A 20,063-nucleotide genomic window follows, 5' to 3' on the forward strand; every position below is an offset into this window, starting at 1 on the left:
AAATAATGTTCAACAAAAATAATACCCCGACGCCAACATGTCAAATCAACGATCCCACCATGGTCAATGATTTGGGATGTCCTTATGAATCGTCCATGCTCACTTTCGAAATTGCAGAGTTAACCGGGAAACGACATGACAATGTTATGAGGGATGCAAGGAAAATACTGATTGAACTCTACGATAATTCCGGGCTCCTCAATTTTGAGGAACGTTATAAAGCAGCCGACGGCAATCTGCATCCCTGCTATCGCCTTCCCAAAAAAGAAGTTCTTGTCCTTGTATCCGGCTATTCCATCAGACTCAGGATGAAAATTATCACTCGCCTGGAAGAATTGGAAAAAAAGACCAGAGATCCCATGGCCGCCCTAAATGACCCGGCAACAATGAGACAGATCCTTCTTGGGTACACGGAACGTGTTTTGGCTTTAGAGTCAGAAAACAAAAAGATGCAGCCCAAAGCTTTATTTGCGGATGCGGTCAGCGCTTCAACATCATCAATTCTTGTTGGAGAACTTGCCAAGATAATGCGCCAAAACGGTATTCATACCGGTCAGAATCGTTTTTTTGCATGGCTTAGGGATAACGGATATCTGATTAAGCGCAAAGGGACTGACTTTAACATGCCAACGCAGAAATCAATGGAACTTGGCCTGTTTGAGATAAAAGAACGAACCATCGTTAATCCCGATGAGTCTACCCGTATCACAAAGACCAGCAAGGTGACCGGGAAAGGCCAGCAGTATTTTATCAACGCGTTCATGGGCCGGGATACCGACGCCTTGTCGGTAGTGTAAAGAGGTGGCTACTATAACCATGAAATTATCCACTATCAAAAAATCCGTAGCCGGTCGCCTGTCCCCTTGGGTGGCGGAGCTGGCCATCCGTTTCTTTCCAAAAAGCAACAGGATTTCACGGCTTCATGATCTGCTCCTTATCCTGAGCGAGGGCGAATAATGGATCTCGCCGGTTTCATTTTCCTCCATCGAAAGCTCTTAGATTCACGAGTATTTCAGAATGAGGGACTTCTTAAAGTCTGGATCTGGTGTTTATTGAAAGCTGGTCACGAAGAACGGTGGGTCCCGGTCAAAACTGGTCGTGGAGAGACTGAAATATTATTGAAAAAGGGTCAATTTATTTTCGGTCGTAAAACTGCCGCCAAAGAACTCAAGATGAGCCCATCCACGATTAGAAACCGAATGGAAAAATTAAAAACTGTTGAAAATCTGGACATCCAAACGGACACCCATTTTTCTATTGTAACCATTGTCAATTGGGAACTTTATCAACACCAGAACAAAAAAGAGGACACCCAAACGGACAGGCAAAGGACAGGCAAGGGACAACCAAAGGACACAAACAATAATGTAGATAATGTAAATAAATATAAAAGGGCGATTTCTGTTTTAGAATTTTTTGCTCCGGTGATAAACGGGTGGGATAAATCAAATCTTGAAAAAACAATAGACGGATTTATTTCCACCAGAAAAACAAAACAGATTTCATCCGGTGTCATCCAAAAAGAATTCGAATACTGGAAACGATTCCCAAATGAAACAATCAACGCCGCACTTGCCGCATATGTAGATGGCCAGCACTGGGAATCCGGCAAAAGTGAAAAATATTTCCAGGGGATCATCCGCGGAAAAGACAAGGCCATTCAAAAAGAATCAAATCAATCTCTCTTCCAAAAGGCGTTTTAAATGAGTTTCGAAAGCTACGGCATACATATCCATGGAAGTGGGGCAGAAATCCGCACAATCTGCCCACAATGCTCTCCAAACAGAAAAAAATCAAAAGACCAGTGCTTGGCTGTTAATACCATCGACGGTGTTTGGCTTTGCCACCATTGCGGATGGTCCGGTTCATTGAAAAAAAGTGATACCAAACCGATTCCATACGAATCAAAACAGACGCTGCCTGAAAAGGTCGTTCAGTATTTTGAATCCAGGGGCATCCCCCAGGGCATTCTTGAACAAGAACGGATCGGTTTTGAAAAAAGTTTTGGTAAAGGCTGGATCAAGTTTCCGTACTTTTACAATTCCATTTGCGTAAACGTGAAGTACCGGACCAGCCAGAAAGATTTCCGGCAGGAAAAAGGTGGCAAGAAATGCCTTTACCGCCGGGACAAGGCCATGGGATCAGCCAAAAAGGAATTGGTTCTCACTGAGGGAGAAATAGATGCGCTTTCCTGCCTTGTTGCCGGATATGAGGCTGTCAGTATCCCCGATGGTGCCCCGTCCGAGAATTCAAAGAATTTCAATACCAAATTTGATTTCTTGAAAGGCACGGAAAAGCTATTCTCACGATTTGATAGAATTATCATTGCCGGAGACAACGACGCGCCCGGTAAAAGGGCTGTTCAGGAATTAGGCCGGCGGATCGGTGTTGAAAAATGTTTTGTAGTTGAATATCCGGCTGGGTGCAAGGACTGCAACGATGTTTTAAAACAGCATGGCAACGATGAATTAAAGGCGGCCCTGGAAAGTGCAAAGCCGTTTCCAGTTGAAGGGATCGTGACCCCCTCAAGCCTTACGGATATTGTTCTGCACGAATACTGCCAGGGAATTCAAGGCGGGGAAAAAACGGGATGGAGAAACTTGGATGAATATTACACAGTCCGCCCCGGGGAACTGACCATTGTTACCGGCATACCAGGCAGCGGGAAATCTAATTTTGTGGATGCCCTTGCCGTCAATCTTATCAAAAACAGCATGTGGCGCTTTGGTTTTTTTAGTCCTGAAAACTGGCCACTGCAACGCCACGCCCAAACTCTTATTGAAAAATTTCTTGGAAAATCTTTCCGGCCATCACGGTTTGGGGACCGCATGTCCATGGACGAGGCCAAGGAAGAAACTGAAATGCTTGACGACTTTGTGAAATTCATTGCCCCCAAAGGCGAAATTTTATCTGTAGATACAATTTTAAAGTATGCCCGGATACTCTGCCTTCAATTTGGAATAAAGGGCCTTGTAATAGATCCTTGGAACGAAGTTGAACATCTTTTCAAAGGATTGTCTGAAACCCAGTATATTTCCCAGGAACTAACAAAGATCCGTCGTTTTGCCAGACTAAATGGAATTCATATCTGGATTGTGGCCCATCCAACCAAATTGCAAAAGAACAGCCAAGGAAAATATGATCCGCCTACCATGTACGATATCAGTGGTGGGGCTCACTGGAGAAACAAGGCAGACAACGGGATCTGCGTTTATCGAGATTTCGAAACCAATCAAACCGAAATCATCGTTCAAAAAATTCGGTTTAAGGAAATCGGCAAACTGGGATCAGCGAAATTAAAATACACCTATTCGGGTAATTACAGGGCATGGGAGTAGTAGTATGGAATCTGCCATCAAATTGAAAACGGTGGATGTAAAATCCCTGTCGCGGGCGGACCTCGAAACTGCATATCTCAGCCTGCTCAAAGTGTCACTGATGAAAACAAAATTGATTGAATCTATGGGAAATCTAATGAATCCCAGACACCAGCCAGTCGGACCAATCCCTTTGAAAGGAATAATTCATATGCAAAAGTTTAAAGTTATCAAGGAAGGTATCCATGAAACATAAAGACCAAATCGAAAAGCCCGCAGATAAAGAAAAAGAAGTTGCCACAGAAACAAAATCCACATGTCTTGATGAATTTATGATGGCCCAGGATGAATTTGACCGAGGTGAAATAAAAAAGTCTCCTGCTATGAAAAAAATAAGCGGTTTTGATAATTATCCGGCAGCGTTTGCGGTCATCGGCCATGTCATTGCAATGACGAATCAAAAAATAGAAAGCGAAGAAGATAGGGATTTGGTCAGACGAGAGGCAAATACGAAACTGGAAATGATGGCCTCTCTTGGTCCCAAAGATGGTTTTGAAGGAATGCTTATCGCTCAGATGATGATGGTTTTTCAAAAGTCCGTGGATCTGCTTTATAAATCCAATGGATCTGAAAGTTTTGAATTCAGCAACTCAATGCTGAATCAATCGATAAAGCTTATGAAGCTCTACAACCAGCAACTTGAATCTCTTGATAAGCACAGACGTGGAGGCAAACAGAAAATGACTGTGGAGCATATTAATGTTTCTGATGGGGGGCAGGCTATTATTGGAAATGTTCACCAGGGAGGGGATGAACGTTGAAAACTGAAGACTTACCTCATGCAAAAGCACCTTTGAACGGAGCCGCCCGGTGTGGCGCCAAGACAAGATCGGGGGAGCCTTGTAAAAATCCTGCTATGCCAAATGGCCGGTGCCGAATGCACGGTGGGAAATCAACAGGACCGCCGAAGGGCAGCCAGAATGCCTTGAAGCATGGGCTCTATACCCAGGCGGCAATAAAGGAACGAAGACAGATCCGCGAATTGATTAAAGATTCGCGGGAATTCATAACATGTCAAAGTACTCCTGGCCCCATGCCATGATAGGGCATTGACGGATTCAGCCGAAGAGGACAGGCCCTTGATTTAGGGTGCTTATCCTCCGCGAGCCTCTCGCCGAGCGGCTCGCAGGGTTTCTATAAATTCGAAAACCTTCTTTTTCTGATCATAATCCAACTCTTTTAACCGCAAGGAAATCATTTCATCAAAGTAAGTGTCATTCGCTTTTGTGGGGCGTTCCCTTAACTGTGAGGGCTCCACATTCTTTCCGTAATCCCACATGGGAGAATACGGGCACAGGTGTTTCAGATCGCTTATCATGCTTAATTTTTCTTCTGTGGTGGTTTCTAAAAAATGAGAAAACTTTTTTAATCAAAAATTGTTTGCGGCCGTGGCTGGATCATCGTTTCTGTTTCGGTCATAAGGACCATCTTCTATAAGTCCCCCTCTGCATATTTTGTATGCAAATTTTCCAGTTTGAGAATCTTCCGGAAGATTCTTCCATTCTGTCTCTATTGTGATCGGGTCTACTGTTTTTCCAGCCTTATCGACTGCAACAAAGCCATAGTATTTAAAAATTTTATCCGCGCAATTAACCTTAACGTGGCGCCAGATGCATCCATAATGAGTATCTGTTCTTTCGGGCAGCAATTCGGCCTGTTCTCTAAACGAAACGTAGTGTTGATCTTTAGATATAGATACCGGGTCATAATATACACAGAAATCCTTTGGAATACATGCGTAACGCACCCAGTTTTTCTTTCTCTCTTCTTGAATAACCGCATCCCATTTAGATAGCAGTTCAGGATCAACCGGTTTTTTGGCAATTTTTACAGAAGATTGATGAGGGCAGTTTTCAATGCACCTAAACCCTTTATCCTCCATGCACGTCTGGACATTATTACGCTGGCCTGCTTTAACCCCCTCGACGACAGCAACGGCCGGCGCGACTAAAATAAGAGGACCAAAAAGAAAATAATTGCTCTGTTTTTTATCCCCTCCACATTCATTTAATGCCGCTCGGTAATCATTTTGGTTTGTTCCCTGGGCAAGTTGGAATTGCATTGGGGCGTGAGCGCAACCTGTGATAAAGAGAACGGATAAAAAGAAAGCTATATATTTCAATGTCTGTCTCCCCTGGCTTAGTTGAAATTTCTGCCTACATACTGAATAAGCATCATATTGTCCATAGGCTTTTTTGGGGAGTGATTTTTAATTTCGTTTCATGTTTAGAGGGCATCAATTTCAAACGAGCATTGACAACCTAAAAAGAATTTGGGACAGTAGAGGTTCCTAAAATGCAATCGGTGAACCGGGCCGTAAATCCGGTATATTTATTTGTATATGCGTTATCCAAATTATAATTGGGGTATGGTGCCGGATTCCCGAAAGGGCCGGAAAGGCTCATTGCAGCCTTAGGACACCTAACCCCCATTTTGTTTTGGAGGTACAAATGAAACCTTGTCAGAAACCCACCGCGTCCTTAAATCAGAACAAAATCATTCCATTCCCAATGCAATCAAAAACATGTGATGCCCTGGATGATTGGTTGAGCAAGTCCTCAAAGGAATCCTCAATGAGGAAAAAACGCTTTAACAAACAAATGAACGATCCAAAAAAACTTAGGAAGCGATTGAAGATAAATAAAAAATCAACAAAAAATATCGAAAAGCTTCTTGAGATATATACGAAAAAAGAACGAAAGGCAGGGGAAAAATCGTCTTTCAAAAAGACGCTATACAGCCTCTTGAATATGGATAAGCGGGAGAAAAAAGAAATATTATCAACACTTGAAAAAGAAGAACATATCTGGAAAGCCACACCGACTTTGCGTGGCGCAATGGAAATAAGCAAGGCTGCCGGTATTAAACCCGGAGACGTGAAGTTGTTTGTTGAAACCAAAGACCTTCCTGCTTTCAAAATTTATAGTCGAAAATTCTGGTTTGCCTTTCCCGAACAAATTGAGTTTTGGAAAAAAGAACAGGCTGGCGCCAACCTATTTCGTGCCACCCAAACCGAAGAAAAGCTGCGTCGGGAAAACATTCAAGGCAAGAGCAAAGCAAACCAAACCCATTATGATGTAGGAGCCAAGGTAAGACAGACAATCAAGGAACTTGGAGGTACCATGCCAGAAGACCTCCCCTCTCCGGGAAAGGGTATCAAGCAATTAGAGCGGGAACAGAAAAGGCTGGACGAAAAATAAGGAGCTTGTTCAATTGGTCTTCTTGCAAGTGAACCGCGCCCCCGCTTCAAAAATATGGTAAGTGTTGCTTGTAAGGATTCCGCAAAAAGTCCACGGGTGTGGGGAATAGTGTGGGGAAGATTATTTTCGGGCATAAAAAAAGGCACCTACAATTCAATGTAAGTGCCTGTTTTTATTATATGGTGATCCCACCGGGAATCGAACCCGAGTTTCCGGCGTGAGAGGCCAGCGTCCTAACCGCTAGACGATGGGACCACATATCACGATGTGGGTGAATATTTATAATGGTTGGGTTTAAATGTCAATAAAAATTAAGTTCAAAGCATCCCAGTCCAATGGGTGTCCATGAGTATAAAACATCTTACCCTCTGAATTTACTTTGAATCAAAATTTTTACGGGTTCCCTTTTTGGCGCCCAAGGCAAAATAGAAAAGCCAACCGATGACCGGAACGATGGCCACAAGGTGCCAGACAAATTTTTCTTTGGGTGTGGAGAAATCTTTTTTCAGCAGGTCGATTAATGCAAGCATGGTCAAGACAAAGGAGAGCCCGACAATGAGAAGGACATATAAAATAAGTTCTTTGGGTGTCATTTAATTTTCCCGATGTTTTTAAAACAACCGATATTGGCCTTACGTTTTTTGTTGCGGGTCAAACATTTACCGTTATTTCAATTTATCTGAAACCTTGAGCAGCGCATCTACATAATAGTTGGAATGGTTGTACCGAAACAGGACTTCGTGCTGGCGCTGACGGCTCAATCCCGATTTCCAACCGTGATGTTTTAAATAATTGGCCACGGAAAAAATGGCATCATCATGGTCAAATAAATCCACCTTACCATCCTTATTGCCGTCCCTTGCCAATGTCAGCGCATTGGAAGGCATGAACTGAGGGATACCCATGGCTCCGGCGTAGGATCCTTTAACGGCAACGGGATCAATGCCTTCACGATTGGCATAGCTGATCAGGGCCTTAAGCTCCTCATAACCCCACCGGCTTTTTTGATCCACTTTCTTATCAAAAACGGCTCGCTTAGGTCTTTTATTATCTGATATAGCACGCCAAACCCTTTCGGCAAGCACGTTTTCCGTAAGCGCTGCCATGGTGGACAAAGTGTTTATCACCGTGCGATTGCCAAGATACGTGCCCAGGCGGGTTTCCACCAGAAGGATGGCTGTAATGATGGTTTTATCCACTGAAAATTCTTCCTGGGCTTTATCCAGGCTATCCTTATGCGTAACCATGTACTTTCGGGCATTGGCTATGGATTTCGGAGAAGAGAACTGGTCATAGTTAAGGCTGGATTCCGAATGGATAAAAAACAGAGAAACACCCCCGGGATCAAAACCAACTGCGTCATTGCCAAACAGGGCTTGGGTCTTTTCCTGATCAAACCCATCCTGGACAAGCCGCTGGGTAAGCAGATCGAAGTCATTGACCGAACCGGGGCTGTCCGGCGCATCACCCTCTTGGGCATAGCAAAAATTAACAGAAAAACAGATGATCAGCGCGACAACAACGTTCAGGATGAATTTGGGGGATAGGTCGAAATTTTTCATATTTGCGGAATCTGCTCCCTTGCTGTGATAGTTTGAGGCAGGATGTTTTTTCCTGTTCCAAGGCCTGTTTTACTACCGCTTTATATAGCGTATTTTGTTTTTGATTGCATTAAAAAAGTGCAGGTATAAAAACGCGTCACAGGCAAAAAGATACAACAAAAAAACGGGCCCGGGAAAGCCAAAGCGTCCCGGACCCGTTTATCAGGTCAATTCCAACAGAAGGCTGGTTTTTTAAATATCAAAGTACAGATAGAACTCATGGGGATGCGGACGGCTGATAACCGGTTTAACTTCGTTTTCCATTTTGTAGTCAATCCAGTAGTCAATAACGTCCTTGGTGAAAACATCACCTTTGAGCAGGAAGTCATTATCCGTTTTAAGTGCGTCCAGGGCTTCTTCAAGGGTGCCCGGTGCGGACGGAATAGCAGCCAGTTCTTCAGCCGGCAGATCATAGATGTTTTTATCCATGGGATCGCCCGGATCAATTTTGTTCTGGATACCGTCAAGCATGGCCATGGCAATGGCGGAGAAGGCCATATAACCGTTGGCGCTAGGATCAGGTGTACGGAATTCAAGACGTTTTGCCTTGGGAGATCCGGAGTACATGGGCAGACGGATGGCAGCAGAACGGTTCCGGCTGGAGTAAGCAAGTTTAATGGGCGCTTCAAAACCGGGCACCAGACGTTTGTAGGAGTTGGTGGTGGGGTTGGTGATGGCGCACAGGGCTTTGCAGTGTTTCATGATGCCGCCGATGGCCCACAGGGCACTGTCGGACATACCGGCATATTTGTTGCCGGCAAATGTGGGATCGCCATCTTTCCAGAAACTCATGTGGGTGTGCATGCCGGTACCATTGTCGCCATAGAGGGGCTTGGGCATAAAGGTAACGCAATGTCCGTATTTTGCAGCCACATTTCTCAATACATATTTGAACCAGGCAAGCTTGTCACCCATTTTCAGCAGGGAATCAAACCGAAGATCAATCTCAGACTGTCCGGCGGTAGCGACTTCGTGATGCTGGCATTCCATGTCAATACCCAGATCCTGCAGGGTCAGCATCATCTCAGTTCTCATGTCCTGATAGTTGTCTGTGGGAGGCAGGGGGAAATAACCGTGTTTGGGTTTAATTTTGTATCCCAGGTTGGGTTCGGAACCGTCACCGGTGTTCCAGTATGCTTCCGGAGAATCAATTTCAAAAAAGGAAGCATGGGGATCTGAAGAGTAACGGATATTGGAGAAAATAAAAAACTCGGGCTCGGGACCTACAAAAATTGTGTCGCCGATGCCGGTGCTTTTGATATAGGCTTCAGTTCTTTTGGCAATACCGCGGGGATCCCTGGAGTAACCTTCGCCGGTGATGGGGTCATGGATGTTACCAATAAGAACCAAAGTCGGTACTTTGAAAAACGGATCAATTTTTGCCGTACCTGCTTCAGGAACTACGTTCATATCGGAGTTATCAATCTTCTGCCATGCTCTCATGGAAGAACCGTCAAATCCGAACCCGTCTTCAAAGGACGCTTCTGTCAGTTCGCATACAGGCACACTAAAGTGCTGCCAGGTACCGATGAAGTCCATGTAGCGGATATCAACGACTTTAACGTCATTCTCTTTAGCCATTGCCAATACTTCTTGTGGTGTCATTTTTTTACCTTTCTATCTATATAAAGTTACTATGGGCTTACCCTGATTTTTTGGGTTTGAAATAATGGGCGGGAAAGCACCTTAGCCATTAAATTGCATCATCTCCGCTTTCACCGGTTCTGACCCGGACAGCCCCTTCAACCGGCAGCACAAAAATCTTACCGTCACCAATTTTACCGCTATTTGTTGCAGACCGGATAGTTTCCACGGTTTCGTCAAGTCGGTCGTCGGTCACAACAATCTCAAGTTTTATTTTCGGAACAAAATCTACAACATATTCCGCACCGCGGTAGATCTCCTTGTGCCCCTTCTGCCGGCCATATCCATTAACTTCTGTAACGGTCATGCCGTAGATGCCGATTTCACTCAAAGCCTCTTTGACATCATCCAGCTTAAAGGGTTTAATAATTGCCTCAATTTTTTTCATTCATGACCTCCTTTGACTGTATCTGTGGAAGACGGTTAATAATAGCGGTTTTTATCTGATTTAATTTTTCTTTTGATTCTATTTTCTGGTCTCCTTCAATCTCCCGAACGTAAAAAACGTCAATCACCTGATCCACCTTGGTGGCGACCATAGCAACATTGACGTTGATGCCGGACCGGTATAAGGTATTGGTAATGGCAAACAAGAGCCCTGGAAAATCATAGGTTAACACTTCAATAATTGTAAAAAAACTGGATGTTTCATTGTCTATGCGGACCTGGTTGTCTTCGGGCCTGCTGCCGCTGGATATGATCACTTCAGTGGGAATTTTCTCAAGTACATTATCCAGGTAGTGATCATCTTCAAGGGCCATGCTTAAATCCTGTCCGGCCTTTTCCCATTTTTCCTTTTCAAAAAGGCGATCCTGGGGAGGACGGACATTAAAGATATCCAGAAAATGACTGTCACCCAAAAAATAGGCCTGGGAGCCGACAATATCAATATTATTCTGGAAAAAAACCCCGGCAAGTTTGGAATAAAACCCGGGCTTATCCTTGCCGCAGATGGAAACGATCCTCATATCTGACTCACTTTCCTTTGTGATTTGCCAGATATACTCTTGGTCTCCCAGGTTTCTGAATAAATTAATATGATCCACGATGTTCTGGGGCGGCACATAAAGCAGGTAGCGCCGGGACATGGCGGACAATTGCCGGGTAACCTCTTCTTCCCGCCAGCTTTCCCGCAACAGAGCCAGGACGTCTTTTTTCTTTTTGTCAATAAGACGCTGGGTTTTCTTGGACGCAAGTTCCCCTGTTTTGATGATACTCATGGTCTTAAAAAACAAGTCTTTAATCAAATTTTCCGTCCAGTCGTTCCAGGCTTTGGGTCCGGTGGCCTTGGAATCTGCCACTGTGATCAAAAAAAGCATGCGCAATAACCGGATTTTCCCTATCTTATGCGCTGTGTAAACGGCTGTTTCTTCATCATAAATATCCCGGCGGGTGGCGGTTTTTGCCAAAAATAAATGATTTTCAATAAGGAAAAGAATATCTTCTTTTTCCACAGGGCTGAATCCGAGACGATCAACAACAGGTCCGGCTATTCTGGCACCTCTGCGGGAATGCTCCTTGGCAGGGTCGGCTTTACCGATGTCATGGAGAAGGCCTGCCACGAGTAAAACATTTTTATTCCTTATCTCCTTGAACACGGAGTTGTAGAGGGTTCTCATCATCGTGTCGCCGGGATCCTTGAAGCCGTTAAGGATCTGTACGCAGCGAATGGAATGCTTGTCCACGGGGAACAGGTGGTACTGATTGTACTGAATTTTATGTACTAACGGCGAAAATTCAGGAATAAACTGCGCCAGAATGCCGGTGGTAAGCATGACATTAAGCACGTTGAATTTCCACATGGACATCCCCAGAATCCGTTTGAAAATCTTGACACATGCGGGATCCGTACGAACCTCATCATCCACAAGGTGACGGAATTCCGATGCGATCCGCCTGGCCTCAATGGACAGGGGGATCCGGGTCTGACCACTTTCAAGAAAAATGCGAAGCAATAAATCCGGGTGCTGGATAATTGTAACGGTATTGGCAAAACAAAGCCGACGTTTTTTTACCACCAGACCATCCGTTTTGGTGGGCCGCGGATTAACACTGTCTTTTTTAACCCGGCAGGTGGATACGATATCTTCAAATGTGATCTGATAAATCTGCTTTAAAAAATCCATCTTTTCATGCAGTTCACCGAGGAAAACCTCCACCTGGGCGGAGCCCGAGGTATCCGCATAATCCATCAAACCGGCCACTTCAGCCTGGTGTTCAAAATGCAGGGTATCGTTCTTACGGTTGCTGATATGATGCAAACGATTGCGCACATCCCAGATATAGGTTAAAGCATCTTCCAGGTTCTCGTATTCAAAATGAGACAAAAACCCATAATACTCCAGATCCCGACGGGTCTTGATATTGGACTTAATTTTAGCATACCACAGCAGGGTATGGTAATCCCGAAGCCCACCAAATCCTGATTTCACATCAGGAGAGACCAGATAGGAAGAGTCCCCGAAATCCTGCAGGCGCTTTTCTCCGTTTTCGTACAAATAATTAAGCGTCGGCTTCAAGTGTTTTGCGGCCAGTTGCTGCCGGAATTTTTCCATGAATGAAGAATAGATCAGGGAGGCACCACAGATAAACCGGGCATCAAGCACCGTGGTCAGAATATCAAAACGCTCAAAGGACATTTTAATACATTCGTTAACGCTCCGGACGGCATACCCGACTTCAAACCTGGCGTCCCATAAGGGATATAAAAGCTCCTGGACAAAGGCTTCCACATCCGGCGGAATGGTTTTATCAAAAAGGATGAGCAAATCAACATCAGAATGAATACACTGCTCTTTCCTTCCGTATCCCCCCAGGGCAATGATGGCAAAAGGACTGCCCGAGATAACCATTTTCCTAGCGGCAATGCTCTTCTCAAACACTCGATAAAAGTATTCATCAAGACGGGTAGTCATCTTTTCCAGGAAATTCGGTTCTTGCCCCTGGAGGTACCGATCTATCAGCTCTTGTTTCTGTTCAATTAATAATTGGGCTTCAGGACTATCCATGTCTGTTTAGTATCTCTTTTGACTTTTTAATATATGTCCTTTTTCCGGCAAAAACATCTCATACACCTGACCAAATACCCTAAAACGCTTCTCATTACAGTCTGCAATGGATGTGCCAGCCTTTTATTTTCAAGAGGTTATCACGTATACATACGGCTGAGCCCTACAAATCAAGCGAAAGAACAAAATTTATTACAGTAATGTTTATCTTAAATGGCGGCATATTACTTTTTTGTAATTACCGCCAAATATGGGCCTAAAATTAAGCAGGCAGGTATATGATATGTCAACTTTTTGAAAAAGCATGAATAATCAACCAGGCACATGGCGTGCTTGGCTGTGGAAATACGGAAAGAAGCGGCGAATAAACACCATTAATCTTTATCTATTTTTTCAGGTTCCTTTTCCTTGTCATCATCAATGGGTTCTTTTGTTGCTTTTTTGAAATTTTTAATGCCCTTTCCTAAACCGGCACCGATTTCAGGCAACTTACCCGCACCGAATATAATAAGGATAATCACCAGAATTATTATTAACTCCGGCATTCCTATACCACCAATCATGATTCAAGCTCCTCGTTTTGTTCATGGCGTTACTACAAAATTCATCAAACCAGGTCATTAGCATTTAACCAGTATGAAGTCAATCATTAAGGATTCATGTGAGTGCATCACCGTACTACAATTTTGTAATAAAATATTCTTATTATTGTTGTTGTATACCGATCATGCGACGGCTTTTTAATTTTTCCCGAAAAGTACAAAATTTTGATGGAAGAATATTAACCATTGACTATAAAAACGGAGCCTGCTACCCCAAACGGATTAAACTTACCCCTTTTCAATAAATTCGACAGAACGGAGACCCAATGACAAAACATCAAGACGCACGGTTCCAAGGGGCCCCAAAATATGTACTTGACCCCGAACTTGCTTCCATTGTCAACATATCCATGACCCTTGAAATGCCCCTGCTCTTAAAAGGGGAGCCCGGTACGGGCAAAACCATGCTGGCCCATGCCATTGCCGACACTCTGGACATGCAGCTGATTATCCTCAACGTTAAATCCAGCATGAAACTTGTGGAGGCTCTCTACCAGTACGATACCCTTACCCGCCTCAATGATTCCCGCTTTGGTGACTCTACCAGGGATGTCAGCAATATTGACGAATATATAAAGATGGGGAAGATCGGGCAGGCATTCTGCGCAGAAAAACGCGCCGTACTCCTCATTGATGAAATTGACAAGGCAGATACGGATTTTCAAGATGATATGCTCGATGTCCTGGACCAAATGCAGTTTGATATTATTGAAACAGACAGAACCATATCCGCCATCCACAGACCTGTGATCATAATAACATCCAATGCAAAAAAAGACTTGTCCGATCCATTTCTCGGGCGGTGCAATTTCCACCACATTGCGTTTCCTGAACCTAAAATGATGCGCAAAATTATCCAGGTCCACTTCCCGGCCATTGATTCAAAACTGGCGGAAAATGCCATCAGTGCATTCTATGGGGCCAGGGGCATTGACGGAATAGAAAAAAAACCTGCCACCCGGGAACTGATCAACTGGATACGGGCCCTTCAGGCAGATCCCGACTTTAAGGCCAAAGACCTTCTCAAAGGCAGCATGCCGTTTTTAGGCGTAATGTTTAAAAAAAGCCCGGACTATGAACGGGTCAAAAAAATAACCGGTCAGTCCAGACGGTTCTAAAGGCGTATCCATGTTTCTCAAGTTCTTCTATACCTTAAAGGATGTAGGCATACCTGTTTCCCCAACATCTTTTTTGACCCTGCAAAAAGCCCTTTACCAGGGCCTGATAACCAGTCTGGACGATTTTTACACCTGTGCCCGGGCTGTACTGGTGAAAAGCGAGCGGTACTTTGATCTTTATGACCAGGTGTTTGCCCATCACTTTGACGGGGTGCCCCTGCCCGAGGACGAGGGATTTGAAATCGACCAGATGGCACGGGCCATGCTGGATGAATGGCTGAAAGATCCCAAAAGAATGGCCGACGCCCTGAACGTGGATGAAAACGCCTTAAAAAAACTTAACCCCGATGAACTCATAGACTATTTCAAAAAACGGCTCCAAGACCAGGACGGGCGCCATGACGGCGGAAGTAAGTGGATCGGCACCGGCGGCATCTCACCTGTGGGCCATTCCGGGTATCACCCCGGCGGCATGCGTGTGGGAGGTGAATCCCGAAACAAATCTGCGGTTAAAGTAGCCAATGAACGCAGATACAAAGATTACTCCACCCGGGGCCCCCTGACCCAGGCAAAAATCGGCGAGGCGTTGAAGCGGCTGCGCAACATGATTCCGGCAGGCCCCAAGGATGTAATCAATGTTGACGAAACCATCCGGGCGAGCCTTCGCAACGGCGGGGAAATAGAATTAATTTTTGACCGGGCCATGAAGGACAGGCTTAAAATCATCCTCGCCATAGATAACGGCGGGTGGTCCATGGATCCCCATATCCAGATTGTCCAGACCCTGTTCAGATATGCCCAGGCCCAGTTCAAAGAAGTAAAAACTTACTTTTTTCACAACACCATCTATGACTATGTATGGGAAGACCCGTCCCGGTATAAAAAGCCCAAAAAAATAATTGATTTTACTCGACTGGACCCGGAAACCAGACTAATTATCGTTGGGGATGCCAGCATGGCGCCCTATGAACTCATGGCACATGACGGGGCCATCCATATTACGGACCGTGGCGGCATCCCCAGCATTGAGCAGCTCAAATTCCTGACAAAAACGTTTAAAAATGCAGTCTGGCTTAATCCGATATCACAAATCATGTGGGGCTATACCCACACCATCATGGCCATTTCACAAATTTTTCCCATGTATGAATTGTCCCTGGATGGGCTGGAGAGGGCGGTCACAAAACTAATGGAAAAAGCATAACTTGTTTGAGCGAGAAGTCACCCACCTGCGGCGTTGCAGAAAAATTTGCCAAAGTTAGGATCGGGTCTCACAACCTTCCAGGTTGCTCCGGTCACAAATTTCTCTACGCCTTGCATCTGGCAACTTCTCGCCCAAACACGGCTTCCCGCTCAAACACTATTTATCCGGCCAGGCCGGGTCTGCCGGTATATTGTAAAGATCCAAGGTATTTTTAAACACGGCAGCGGCCAGCTGATCCGGCTCTTCGCCGCGTACCTGGGCAAGGCAGTCCATGACGGAACGCACAAAAGCAGGTTCATTGCGCCTATGTTTGTTTTTCTGGGGTTTGGGCGTCAGATAGGGGGCGTCGGTCTCGATGAGCAACCGGTCCCGGGGAATTAAATGAGCGATGCTACGCAGGTACTCACCCCGTTGGAGAATGGTACAAATACCTGTAATGCCGATATAATACCCAAGATCAAGGTATTTAAACATCTCCTCTTTGGTGCCGGAAAAACAGTGAATCACTCCTTTTCTGGATTTGGGCCCCTCTGATTTCAATATCTCATAAAATCGCCCCTTGGAATCCCGTTCATGAAAAATCAGTGGCAGGTCCAGTTTCCCGGCCAGGGCAAGTTGGGCCGAAAAGCAGGCTTCCTGGTCTTCCTGGGGTGAGAACATGCGGTTGAAGTCCAGTCCTGTTTCCCCCCAGGCCTTGATGCAGTCATGGGTCAGAACCAGTTGTTGAAGCTCATTGAGCACCTGGGCGGAACACTGAACCGCATCATGGGGATGAATCCCCACAGACGTGTAAACATGATCAAACCGGGATGCGATATCTATGGCCTTCTGGGAGGTGGCCCTGTCAATTCCGACCACCATCACCGCCAGCACCCCTTCCCGGCGTGATCTGTCCATGACCTGGGCCAGATCATTATCGTAACATTTATCGTCAATATGGCAATGGGAGTCAAAAAGAATCATTTATCTTATCCTATGGTTTTTTCCCTTCTCTTTTCCTGGAAAGCAAACTTAAGCTTGCAGCAAAACAACCAGTCGTCAAAATTTTAAGCCTTCACTGATTTGGAAGAAGCCGATTTACGGGTTCAGTGAAGGCTTTGTGTAAGAAAAACTGTTTGCAGCACTCCTTGACACAGGCGGTTTATATCAGTAAATTTAATGGCAGTCAATTATCCCTAAAAGACCACAAGGCAAATTTTATATGAGGGCGAACAGCGGTAAAGCCAATATTATCAGGCTGTTTAATGTAACCAAGCGTTATGGCGGCAAGCTGGCTCTAAATAACATCACCCTGGATATCAAGCCTGGTGAGTTCATTTTTATTTCCGGGCCTTCCGGGGCCGGCAAATCCACCTTACTCAAGGTTTTATATCTGGCCGAACGGGTGTCCGAAGGACAAATTCTCATTGACGGCATGAATCTGGCGCGCATTTCATCCACAAAATTGCCTTTTTTACGGCGTCGTTTCGGCATGGTGTTCCAGGATTTCAAGCTGATCCCCAGTCGCACGGTGTTTGAAAATGTCGCCCTGGTGCTCAAGGTTGCCGGAGAAAAACCGTCCTTCATAAAAAAAAAGGTGATGCACGTGCTCAGGGTCACGGGCATGGAAAAAAAGGCCAATCACCTGCCGCCGACCCTGTCGGGCGGAGAGCAACAGCGAGTTGCCGTGGCAAGGGCAGTGGTGGGAGAACCCTCCATTATCCTTGCAGATGAACCCACGGGCAGCCTGGACAGAAAATCTGCCCAGCGTGTGCTTGATCTGCTTTCAGGGTATCATCAAAATGGGGCCACCATTCTCATGGCCAGCCACAACACAGAGCAGATGGACCGTTTCAGTAAGGGAAGAAATATCTCCATAGAAGACGGGACGCTTAAAGGAATATCAACCATTCTATGCTAAGGAACTTAGAAAAAAATTCGGCGCAAAACACTGTAGCATTTATTTTTTACAAGTCCCTAAAAAAAGATGCGATGGCGATATGATGCGATTTCCAAGTAAAGCCTTGACAGATATCCGGTCTAATCGATTTTTAAATATCATTACCATCATCACCATCGCCCTTTCCATCCTTCTGGTATCAGTTTTCATGCTTTTTTTTGAAAACGCAAGCCGGGTCCTTTCTGCCTGGAATCAGGGCGGACGGGCCATGGTTTACTTAAGTGAATCTTTCACGCCTGCCATGCTGCCTAATGTAAAAGAACAGCTTATGTCCATGGGCGGTATCGAAGAAATGGTATTTATACCCAAAACCCAGGCTCTGGAACGGTTGAAAAAAGAGATGGGTTCCAGAACCCAGTTTCTATCGACCCTCCAGGAGAATCCCCTTCCTGACGCCATTGAAATCACCATGATCGCCCATTCAAACTTTGATCAGATCCAAAAGTCAGCCGACCGGATTGAGGCCTTAGACATTGTAGATACCGTAGAGTATGGACAGGGATGGTTAGGCCGCTTTTTCAAGCTGTTCAATCTTTTCAAAATGACGGGGTATACCATGAGCGGTCTGTTTTTAATGATTGCCCTGTTCATCACGGCCAACACCGTACGTCTGGCCTTTTATGCCAGGCAGACTGAAATAGAAATCATGCGTCTGGTGGGGGCCACAGACGGGTTCATCAAAACACCTTTTTATATTGAAGGGCTCTTCCAGGGATTTCTAGGCGGAATTTTAGGTATCATCATTCTTCTATCAGGCTATCTGACAATAGCTTCCGGCATTTCCCAGAACCTGGGTGCCTATGTTTATCTGGACATTCATTTTCTTTCCTGGCCGGCCATGGCGATCATTTTATTTTCCAGTACCTTTTTAGGTTGGTTCGGATGTTTCATTTCACTCAAGCAGATTTTAAAATAAGGCCTTTTATTTTTGCCTGTATTACGACTGTTGCCGTTATTTGGGGCCTGGCAGACCTGTGTTACGCACAGGTTCTGTATAAGGGCAAAATCAATGCAGCCAAACTCAATGTCCGCGCAGCTCCCGATAACATCTCCTCAGTGGTGGTGGTTCTCAATAAAGGCGAACGGGTTGATGTTCTGGAGATGAAAGATGGTATCGGCGGCTGGCTGATGATAGAATACCAAGGCATACTGGGATATATCAAAAACCGCAGCCGCTATATTCTTTTAAAACCGGTATCTTCGCGCCCGAAACAAAACCCCGCGCCACCTGAGCCGCCACCCCCAACACCGGCCAAAGTCATAAAGAAAAAGCCTGCATCCCAAAAAACTTCCGAGGCAAACAAAACCAGACAAGCGGTCATTGCACGGCAGATCCGGGAAGAGAACCGGAAAGTCAAAGAATTCTCCCAGCAGGAGATGCAGATTCTTGACGGACTTAACGAAATTGATAAGGCCCTGAACAGTGCCCGGCTGACAGCCCGAAAATTAAAGCGCGATGCCACTATCATTTCCCAGGAAATTGAAAAGACACAAGCGCGTATTGCAGACCTTAACAAATCAATGAAAGCCACACGGGGGTATGCCGGAGAACGTTTGAATGCTCTTTTCCGCATGCACATGATGGGCCGTCTGGAAATGGCCGGTCCCCCGTCGTCTTTATTTGACTTTGTCATCACCCAGAATGCGCTTAAAAAAGTCGTAGAATCAGATTTTTACCTGCTGAATAAACAGGCTGGGAATATGAAGGAACTTAAAGGTCTTGAACTGGATCTGAACAATCAGCACAAGCTGAAATCAGGTCTGCAGGAACAATTGACTTATGAGATTAAAATCCGAAAAAAAGAAGCCCGTAAAAAGGAAGAAATCCTTAAAGAGATCAGACGCCGCAAAAGCCTGTCCATGGCCGCAAAGAACTCCCTTGAAGTATCGTCCTGGGCCCTGAACCAGACCATATCCGCCATCGCACCTCCGGCCGGTTCCTTACGTGTGAAAACATCCTTTGCAAAACAGAAAGGCAGACTGCAGCCTCCGATAAATGGTAAAATCATTTCAAGTTTCGGCACCAAACGCAAAGGTGATTACAACGCCTTCACATTTCAAAGCGGAATTGATATAAAGGCGGAACGGGGTACGCCCGTAAAAAACGTTTTCAGCGGAGAGGTCATGTTTGCCCAGTGGCTGAAGGGCTACGGCAACCTGATGATCATCAACCACGGAAACAATTATTATACCCTTTACGCCCATGTGGAAGAGCTGTACAAAAAAAAAGGCGAGCGGGTGAACACTGGAGAAATCATTGGCACGGCAGGAGATACCGGCTCCATCAAGGGACCGTGCCTTCATTTTGAGGTCCGTCACCACGGAAAACCCGTCGATCCCCTCAAATGGCTGAAAAAAGGAGCATGACAG

At 45.3% G+C, this 20,063-nt stretch carries 21 protein-coding genes and 1 tRNA gene; 13 read left to right on the forward strand and 9 right to left on the reverse strand.

What is annotated here, in order from left to right:
• Window positions 1–5: 5 nt before the first annotated feature.
• The 7 genes from EYB58_RS04120 (at window position 6) to EYB58_RS24395 (ending at window position 4,419) form a co-directional block, all read left to right on the forward strand.
• Window positions 6–797, forward strand: a complete 792-nt coding sequence (locus EYB58_RS04120; protein WP_207309123.1) for a phage antirepressor KilAC domain-containing protein — start codon at window positions 6–8, stop codon at window positions 795–797.
• A gap of 19 nt (window positions 798–816) precedes the next feature.
• Entirely contained in the window at window positions 817–957 is a 141-nt protein-coding gene (locus EYB58_RS23075) for a hypothetical protein (RefSeq protein WP_163354355.1), read from the forward strand.
• 161 nt (window positions 958–1,118) lie between these two features.
• Window positions 1,119–1,703 carry a hypothetical protein gene (locus EYB58_RS04125; RefSeq protein ID WP_131072007.1) on the forward strand — a complete coding sequence of 195 codons (585 nt, stop codon included), beginning with the start codon at window positions 1,119–1,121 and terminating at the stop codon, window positions 1,701–1,703.
• Window positions 1,704–3,338: a bifunctional DNA primase/helicase gene (locus EYB58_RS04130; RefSeq protein WP_111953560.1), complete on the forward strand. Its 1,635-nt coding sequence runs from the start codon at window positions 1,704–1,706 to the stop codon at window positions 3,336–3,338.
• A 4-nt stretch (window positions 3,339–3,342) separates the two neighbouring features.
• A complete protein-coding gene (locus EYB58_RS04135; protein WP_111953558.1) occupies window positions 3,343–3,573 on the forward strand; it encodes a hypothetical protein in 231 nt (76 codons plus the stop codon).
• A complete protein-coding gene (locus tag EYB58_RS04140) occupies window positions 3,563–4,138 on the forward strand; it encodes a hypothetical protein (RefSeq protein WP_111953556.1) in 576 nt (191 codons plus the stop codon). Before EYB58_RS04135 ends, EYB58_RS04140 begins: the two co-directional genes overlap by 11 nt.
• 32 nt (window positions 4,139–4,170) lie before the next feature.
• The gene (locus tag EYB58_RS24395) at window positions 4,171–4,419 is read left to right on the forward strand and encodes an HGGxSTG domain-containing protein (RefSeq protein WP_111953670.1); all 249 of its coding nucleotides are present in this window, start codon (window positions 4,171–4,173) and stop codon (window positions 4,417–4,419) included.
• A 327-nt stretch (window positions 4,420–4,746) separates the two neighbouring features.
• On the opposite strand, the gene EYB58_RS04150 is transcribed toward EYB58_RS24395, so the two are convergent.
• Window positions 4,747–5,499, reverse strand: a complete 753-nt coding sequence (locus EYB58_RS04150) for a hypothetical protein (protein ID WP_111953552.1) — start codon at window positions 5,497–5,499, stop codon at window positions 4,747–4,749.
• 451 nt (window positions 5,500–5,950) lie between these two features.
• Here EYB58_RS04150 and EYB58_RS23825 point away from each other — a divergent pair, with 451 nt between their 5' ends.
• Complete coding sequence (locus tag EYB58_RS23825; protein ID WP_242637550.1) at window positions 5,951–6,577, forward strand: hypothetical protein; 627 nt, start codon at window positions 5,951–5,953, stop codon at window positions 6,575–6,577.
• Between the two features lie 180 nt (window positions 6,578–6,757).
• Here the strand turns inward: EYB58_RS23825 and EYB58_RS04160 are convergent.
• From EYB58_RS04160 to tatA, 7 genes are all read right to left on the reverse strand, one after another.
• A tRNA-Glu gene (locus EYB58_RS04160) sits at window positions 6,758–6,832 on the reverse strand.
• A 119-nt stretch (window positions 6,833–6,951) separates the two neighbouring features.
• Entirely contained in the window at window positions 6,952–7,170 is a 219-nt protein-coding gene (locus EYB58_RS04165) for a PLDc N-terminal domain-containing protein (RefSeq protein WP_111953550.1), read from the reverse strand.
• 72 nt (window positions 7,171–7,242) lie between these two features.
• Window positions 7,243–8,139: a lytic murein transglycosylase gene (locus tag EYB58_RS04170; protein ID WP_111953548.1), complete on the reverse strand. Its 897-nt coding sequence runs from the start codon at window positions 8,137–8,139 to the stop codon at window positions 7,243–7,245.
• Between the two features lie 231 nt (window positions 8,140–8,370).
• Window positions 8,371–9,783, reverse strand: coding sequence for a type I glutamate--ammonia ligase (gene glnA, locus EYB58_RS04175; protein WP_111953546.1), 1,413 nt, complete (start codon window positions 9,781–9,783; stop codon window positions 8,371–8,373).
• A gap of 88 nt (window positions 9,784–9,871) precedes the next feature.
• Window positions 9,872–10,210, reverse strand: coding sequence for a P-II family nitrogen regulator (locus tag EYB58_RS04180; protein WP_111953544.1), 339 nt, complete (start codon window positions 10,208–10,210; stop codon window positions 9,872–9,874).
• Window positions 10,197–12,830, reverse strand: coding sequence for a [protein-PII] uridylyltransferase (glnD, locus tag EYB58_RS04185; RefSeq protein ID WP_111953542.1), 2,634 nt, complete (start codon window positions 12,828–12,830; stop codon window positions 10,197–10,199). The genes EYB58_RS04180 and glnD overlap by 14 nt, the downstream gene beginning before the upstream one ends.
• Window positions 12,831–13,204: 374 nt before the next feature.
• Window positions 13,205–13,393, reverse strand: a complete 189-nt coding sequence (gene tatA / locus EYB58_RS04190; protein WP_111953540.1) for a twin-arginine translocase TatA/TatE family subunit — start codon at window positions 13,391–13,393, stop codon at window positions 13,205–13,207.
• A 305-nt stretch (window positions 13,394–13,698) separates the two neighbouring features.
• Here tatA and EYB58_RS04195 point away from each other — a divergent pair, with 305 nt between their 5' ends.
• Together EYB58_RS04195 and EYB58_RS04200 are read left to right on the forward strand one after the other, a co-directional pair.
• Complete coding sequence (locus EYB58_RS04195; protein ID WP_111953538.1) at window positions 13,699–14,550, forward strand: AAA family ATPase; 852 nt, start codon at window positions 13,699–13,701, stop codon at window positions 14,548–14,550.
• Window positions 14,551–14,560: 10 nt separating this feature from the next.
• Window positions 14,561–15,754, forward strand: coding sequence for a vWA domain-containing protein (locus tag EYB58_RS04200; protein ID WP_111953536.1), 1,194 nt, complete (start codon window positions 14,561–14,563; stop codon window positions 15,752–15,754).
• 156 nt (window positions 15,755–15,910) lie between these two features.
• Here the strand turns inward: EYB58_RS04200 and EYB58_RS04205 are convergent, their stop codons facing one another.
• Window positions 15,911–16,717, reverse strand: coding sequence for a TatD family hydrolase (locus EYB58_RS04205; protein ID WP_111953534.1), 807 nt, complete (start codon window positions 16,715–16,717; stop codon window positions 15,911–15,913).
• 238 nt (window positions 16,718–16,955) lie between these two features.
• On the opposite strand from EYB58_RS04205, the gene ftsE reads away from it, so the two are divergent.
• The 3 genes from ftsE (at window position 16,956) to EYB58_RS04220 (ending at window position 20,060) form a co-directional block, all read left to right on the forward strand.
• The gene (gene ftsE, locus EYB58_RS04210) at window positions 16,956–17,654 is read left to right on the forward strand and encodes a cell division ATP-binding protein FtsE (RefSeq protein WP_111953532.1); all 699 of its coding nucleotides are present in this window, start codon (window positions 16,956–16,958) and stop codon (window positions 17,652–17,654) included.
• Between the two features lie 79 nt (window positions 17,655–17,733).
• The gene (ftsX, locus tag EYB58_RS04215; RefSeq protein WP_111953530.1) at window positions 17,734–18,609 is read left to right on the forward strand and encodes a permease-like cell division protein FtsX; all 876 of its coding nucleotides are present in this window, start codon (window positions 17,734–17,736) and stop codon (window positions 18,607–18,609) included.
• The gene (locus EYB58_RS04220) at window positions 18,576–20,060 is read left to right on the forward strand and encodes a peptidoglycan DD-metalloendopeptidase family protein (protein ID WP_111953528.1); all 1,485 of its coding nucleotides are present in this window, start codon (window positions 18,576–18,578) and stop codon (window positions 20,058–20,060) included. The genes ftsX and EYB58_RS04220 overlap by 34 nt, the downstream gene beginning before the upstream one ends.
• The last annotated feature ends 3 nt before the right edge of the window (window positions 20,061–20,063 follow it).

This window comes from Desulfobacter hydrogenophilus (assembly GCF_004319545.1).
In the GTDB taxonomy this organism is placed as follows: domain Bacteria; phylum Desulfobacterota; class Desulfobacteria; order Desulfobacterales; family Desulfobacteraceae; genus Desulfobacter; species Desulfobacter hydrogenophilus.

Bases quoted from the DNA above. Each gene is read 5' to 3' on its own strand.
- EYB58_RS04120 (WP_207309123.1), top strand. From the start codon at position 6: ATGTTCAACAAAAATAATACCCCGACGCCAACATGTCAAATCAACGAT.
- EYB58_RS23075 (WP_163354355.1), top strand. From the start codon at position 817: ATGAAATTATCCACTATCAAAAAATCCGTAGCCGGTCGCCTGTCCCCT.
- EYB58_RS04130 (WP_111953560.1), top strand. From the start codon at position 1,704: ATGAGTTTCGAAAGCTACGGCATACATATCCATGGAAGTGGGGCAGAA.
- EYB58_RS04135 (WP_111953558.1), top strand. From the start codon at position 3,343: ATGGAATCTGCCATCAAATTGAAAACGGTGGATGTAAAATCCCTGTCG.
- EYB58_RS04140 (WP_111953556.1), top strand. From the start codon at position 3,563: ATGAAACATAAAGACCAAATCGAAAAGCCCGCAGATAAAGAAAAAGAA.
- EYB58_RS23825 (WP_242637550.1), top strand. From the start codon at position 5,951: ATGAGGAAAAAACGCTTTAACAAACAAATGAACGATCCAAAAAAACTT.
- EYB58_RS04165 (WP_111953550.1), bottom strand. From the start codon at position 7,170: ATGACACCCAAAGAACTTATTTTATATGTCCTTCTCATTGTCGGGCTC.
- EYB58_RS04170 (WP_111953548.1), bottom strand. From the start codon at position 8,139: ATGAAAAATTTCGACCTATCCCCCAAATTCATCCTGAACGTTGTTGTC.
- glnA (WP_111953546.1), bottom strand. From the start codon at position 9,783: ATGACACCACAAGAAGTATTGGCAATGGCTAAAGAGAATGACGTTAAA.
- EYB58_RS04180 (WP_111953544.1), bottom strand. From the start codon at position 10,210: ATGAAAAAAATTGAGGCAATTATTAAACCCTTTAAGCTGGATGATGTC.
- glnD (WP_111953542.1), bottom strand. From the start codon at position 12,830: ATGGATAGTCCTGAAGCCCAATTATTAATTGAACAGAAACAAGAGCTG.
- tatA (WP_111953540.1), bottom strand. From the start codon at position 13,393: ATGATTGGTGGTATAGGAATGCCGGAGTTAATAATAATTCTGGTGATT.
- EYB58_RS04195 (WP_111953538.1), top strand. From the start codon at position 13,699: ATGACAAAACATCAAGACGCACGGTTCCAAGGGGCCCCAAAATATGTA.
- EYB58_RS04200 (WP_111953536.1), top strand. From the start codon at position 14,561: ATGTTTCTCAAGTTCTTCTATACCTTAAAGGATGTAGGCATACCTGTT.
- EYB58_RS04205 (WP_111953534.1), bottom strand. From the start codon at position 16,717: ATGATTCTTTTTGACTCCCATTGCCATATTGACGATAAATGTTACGAT.
- ftsE (WP_111953532.1), top strand. From the start codon at position 16,956: ATGAGGGCGAACAGCGGTAAAGCCAATATTATCAGGCTGTTTAATGTA.
- ftsX (WP_111953530.1), top strand. From the start codon at position 17,734: ATGATGCGATTTCCAAGTAAAGCCTTGACAGATATCCGGTCTAATCGA.
- EYB58_RS04220 (WP_111953528.1), top strand. From the start codon at position 18,576: ATGTTTCATTTCACTCAAGCAGATTTTAAAATAAGGCCTTTTATTTTT.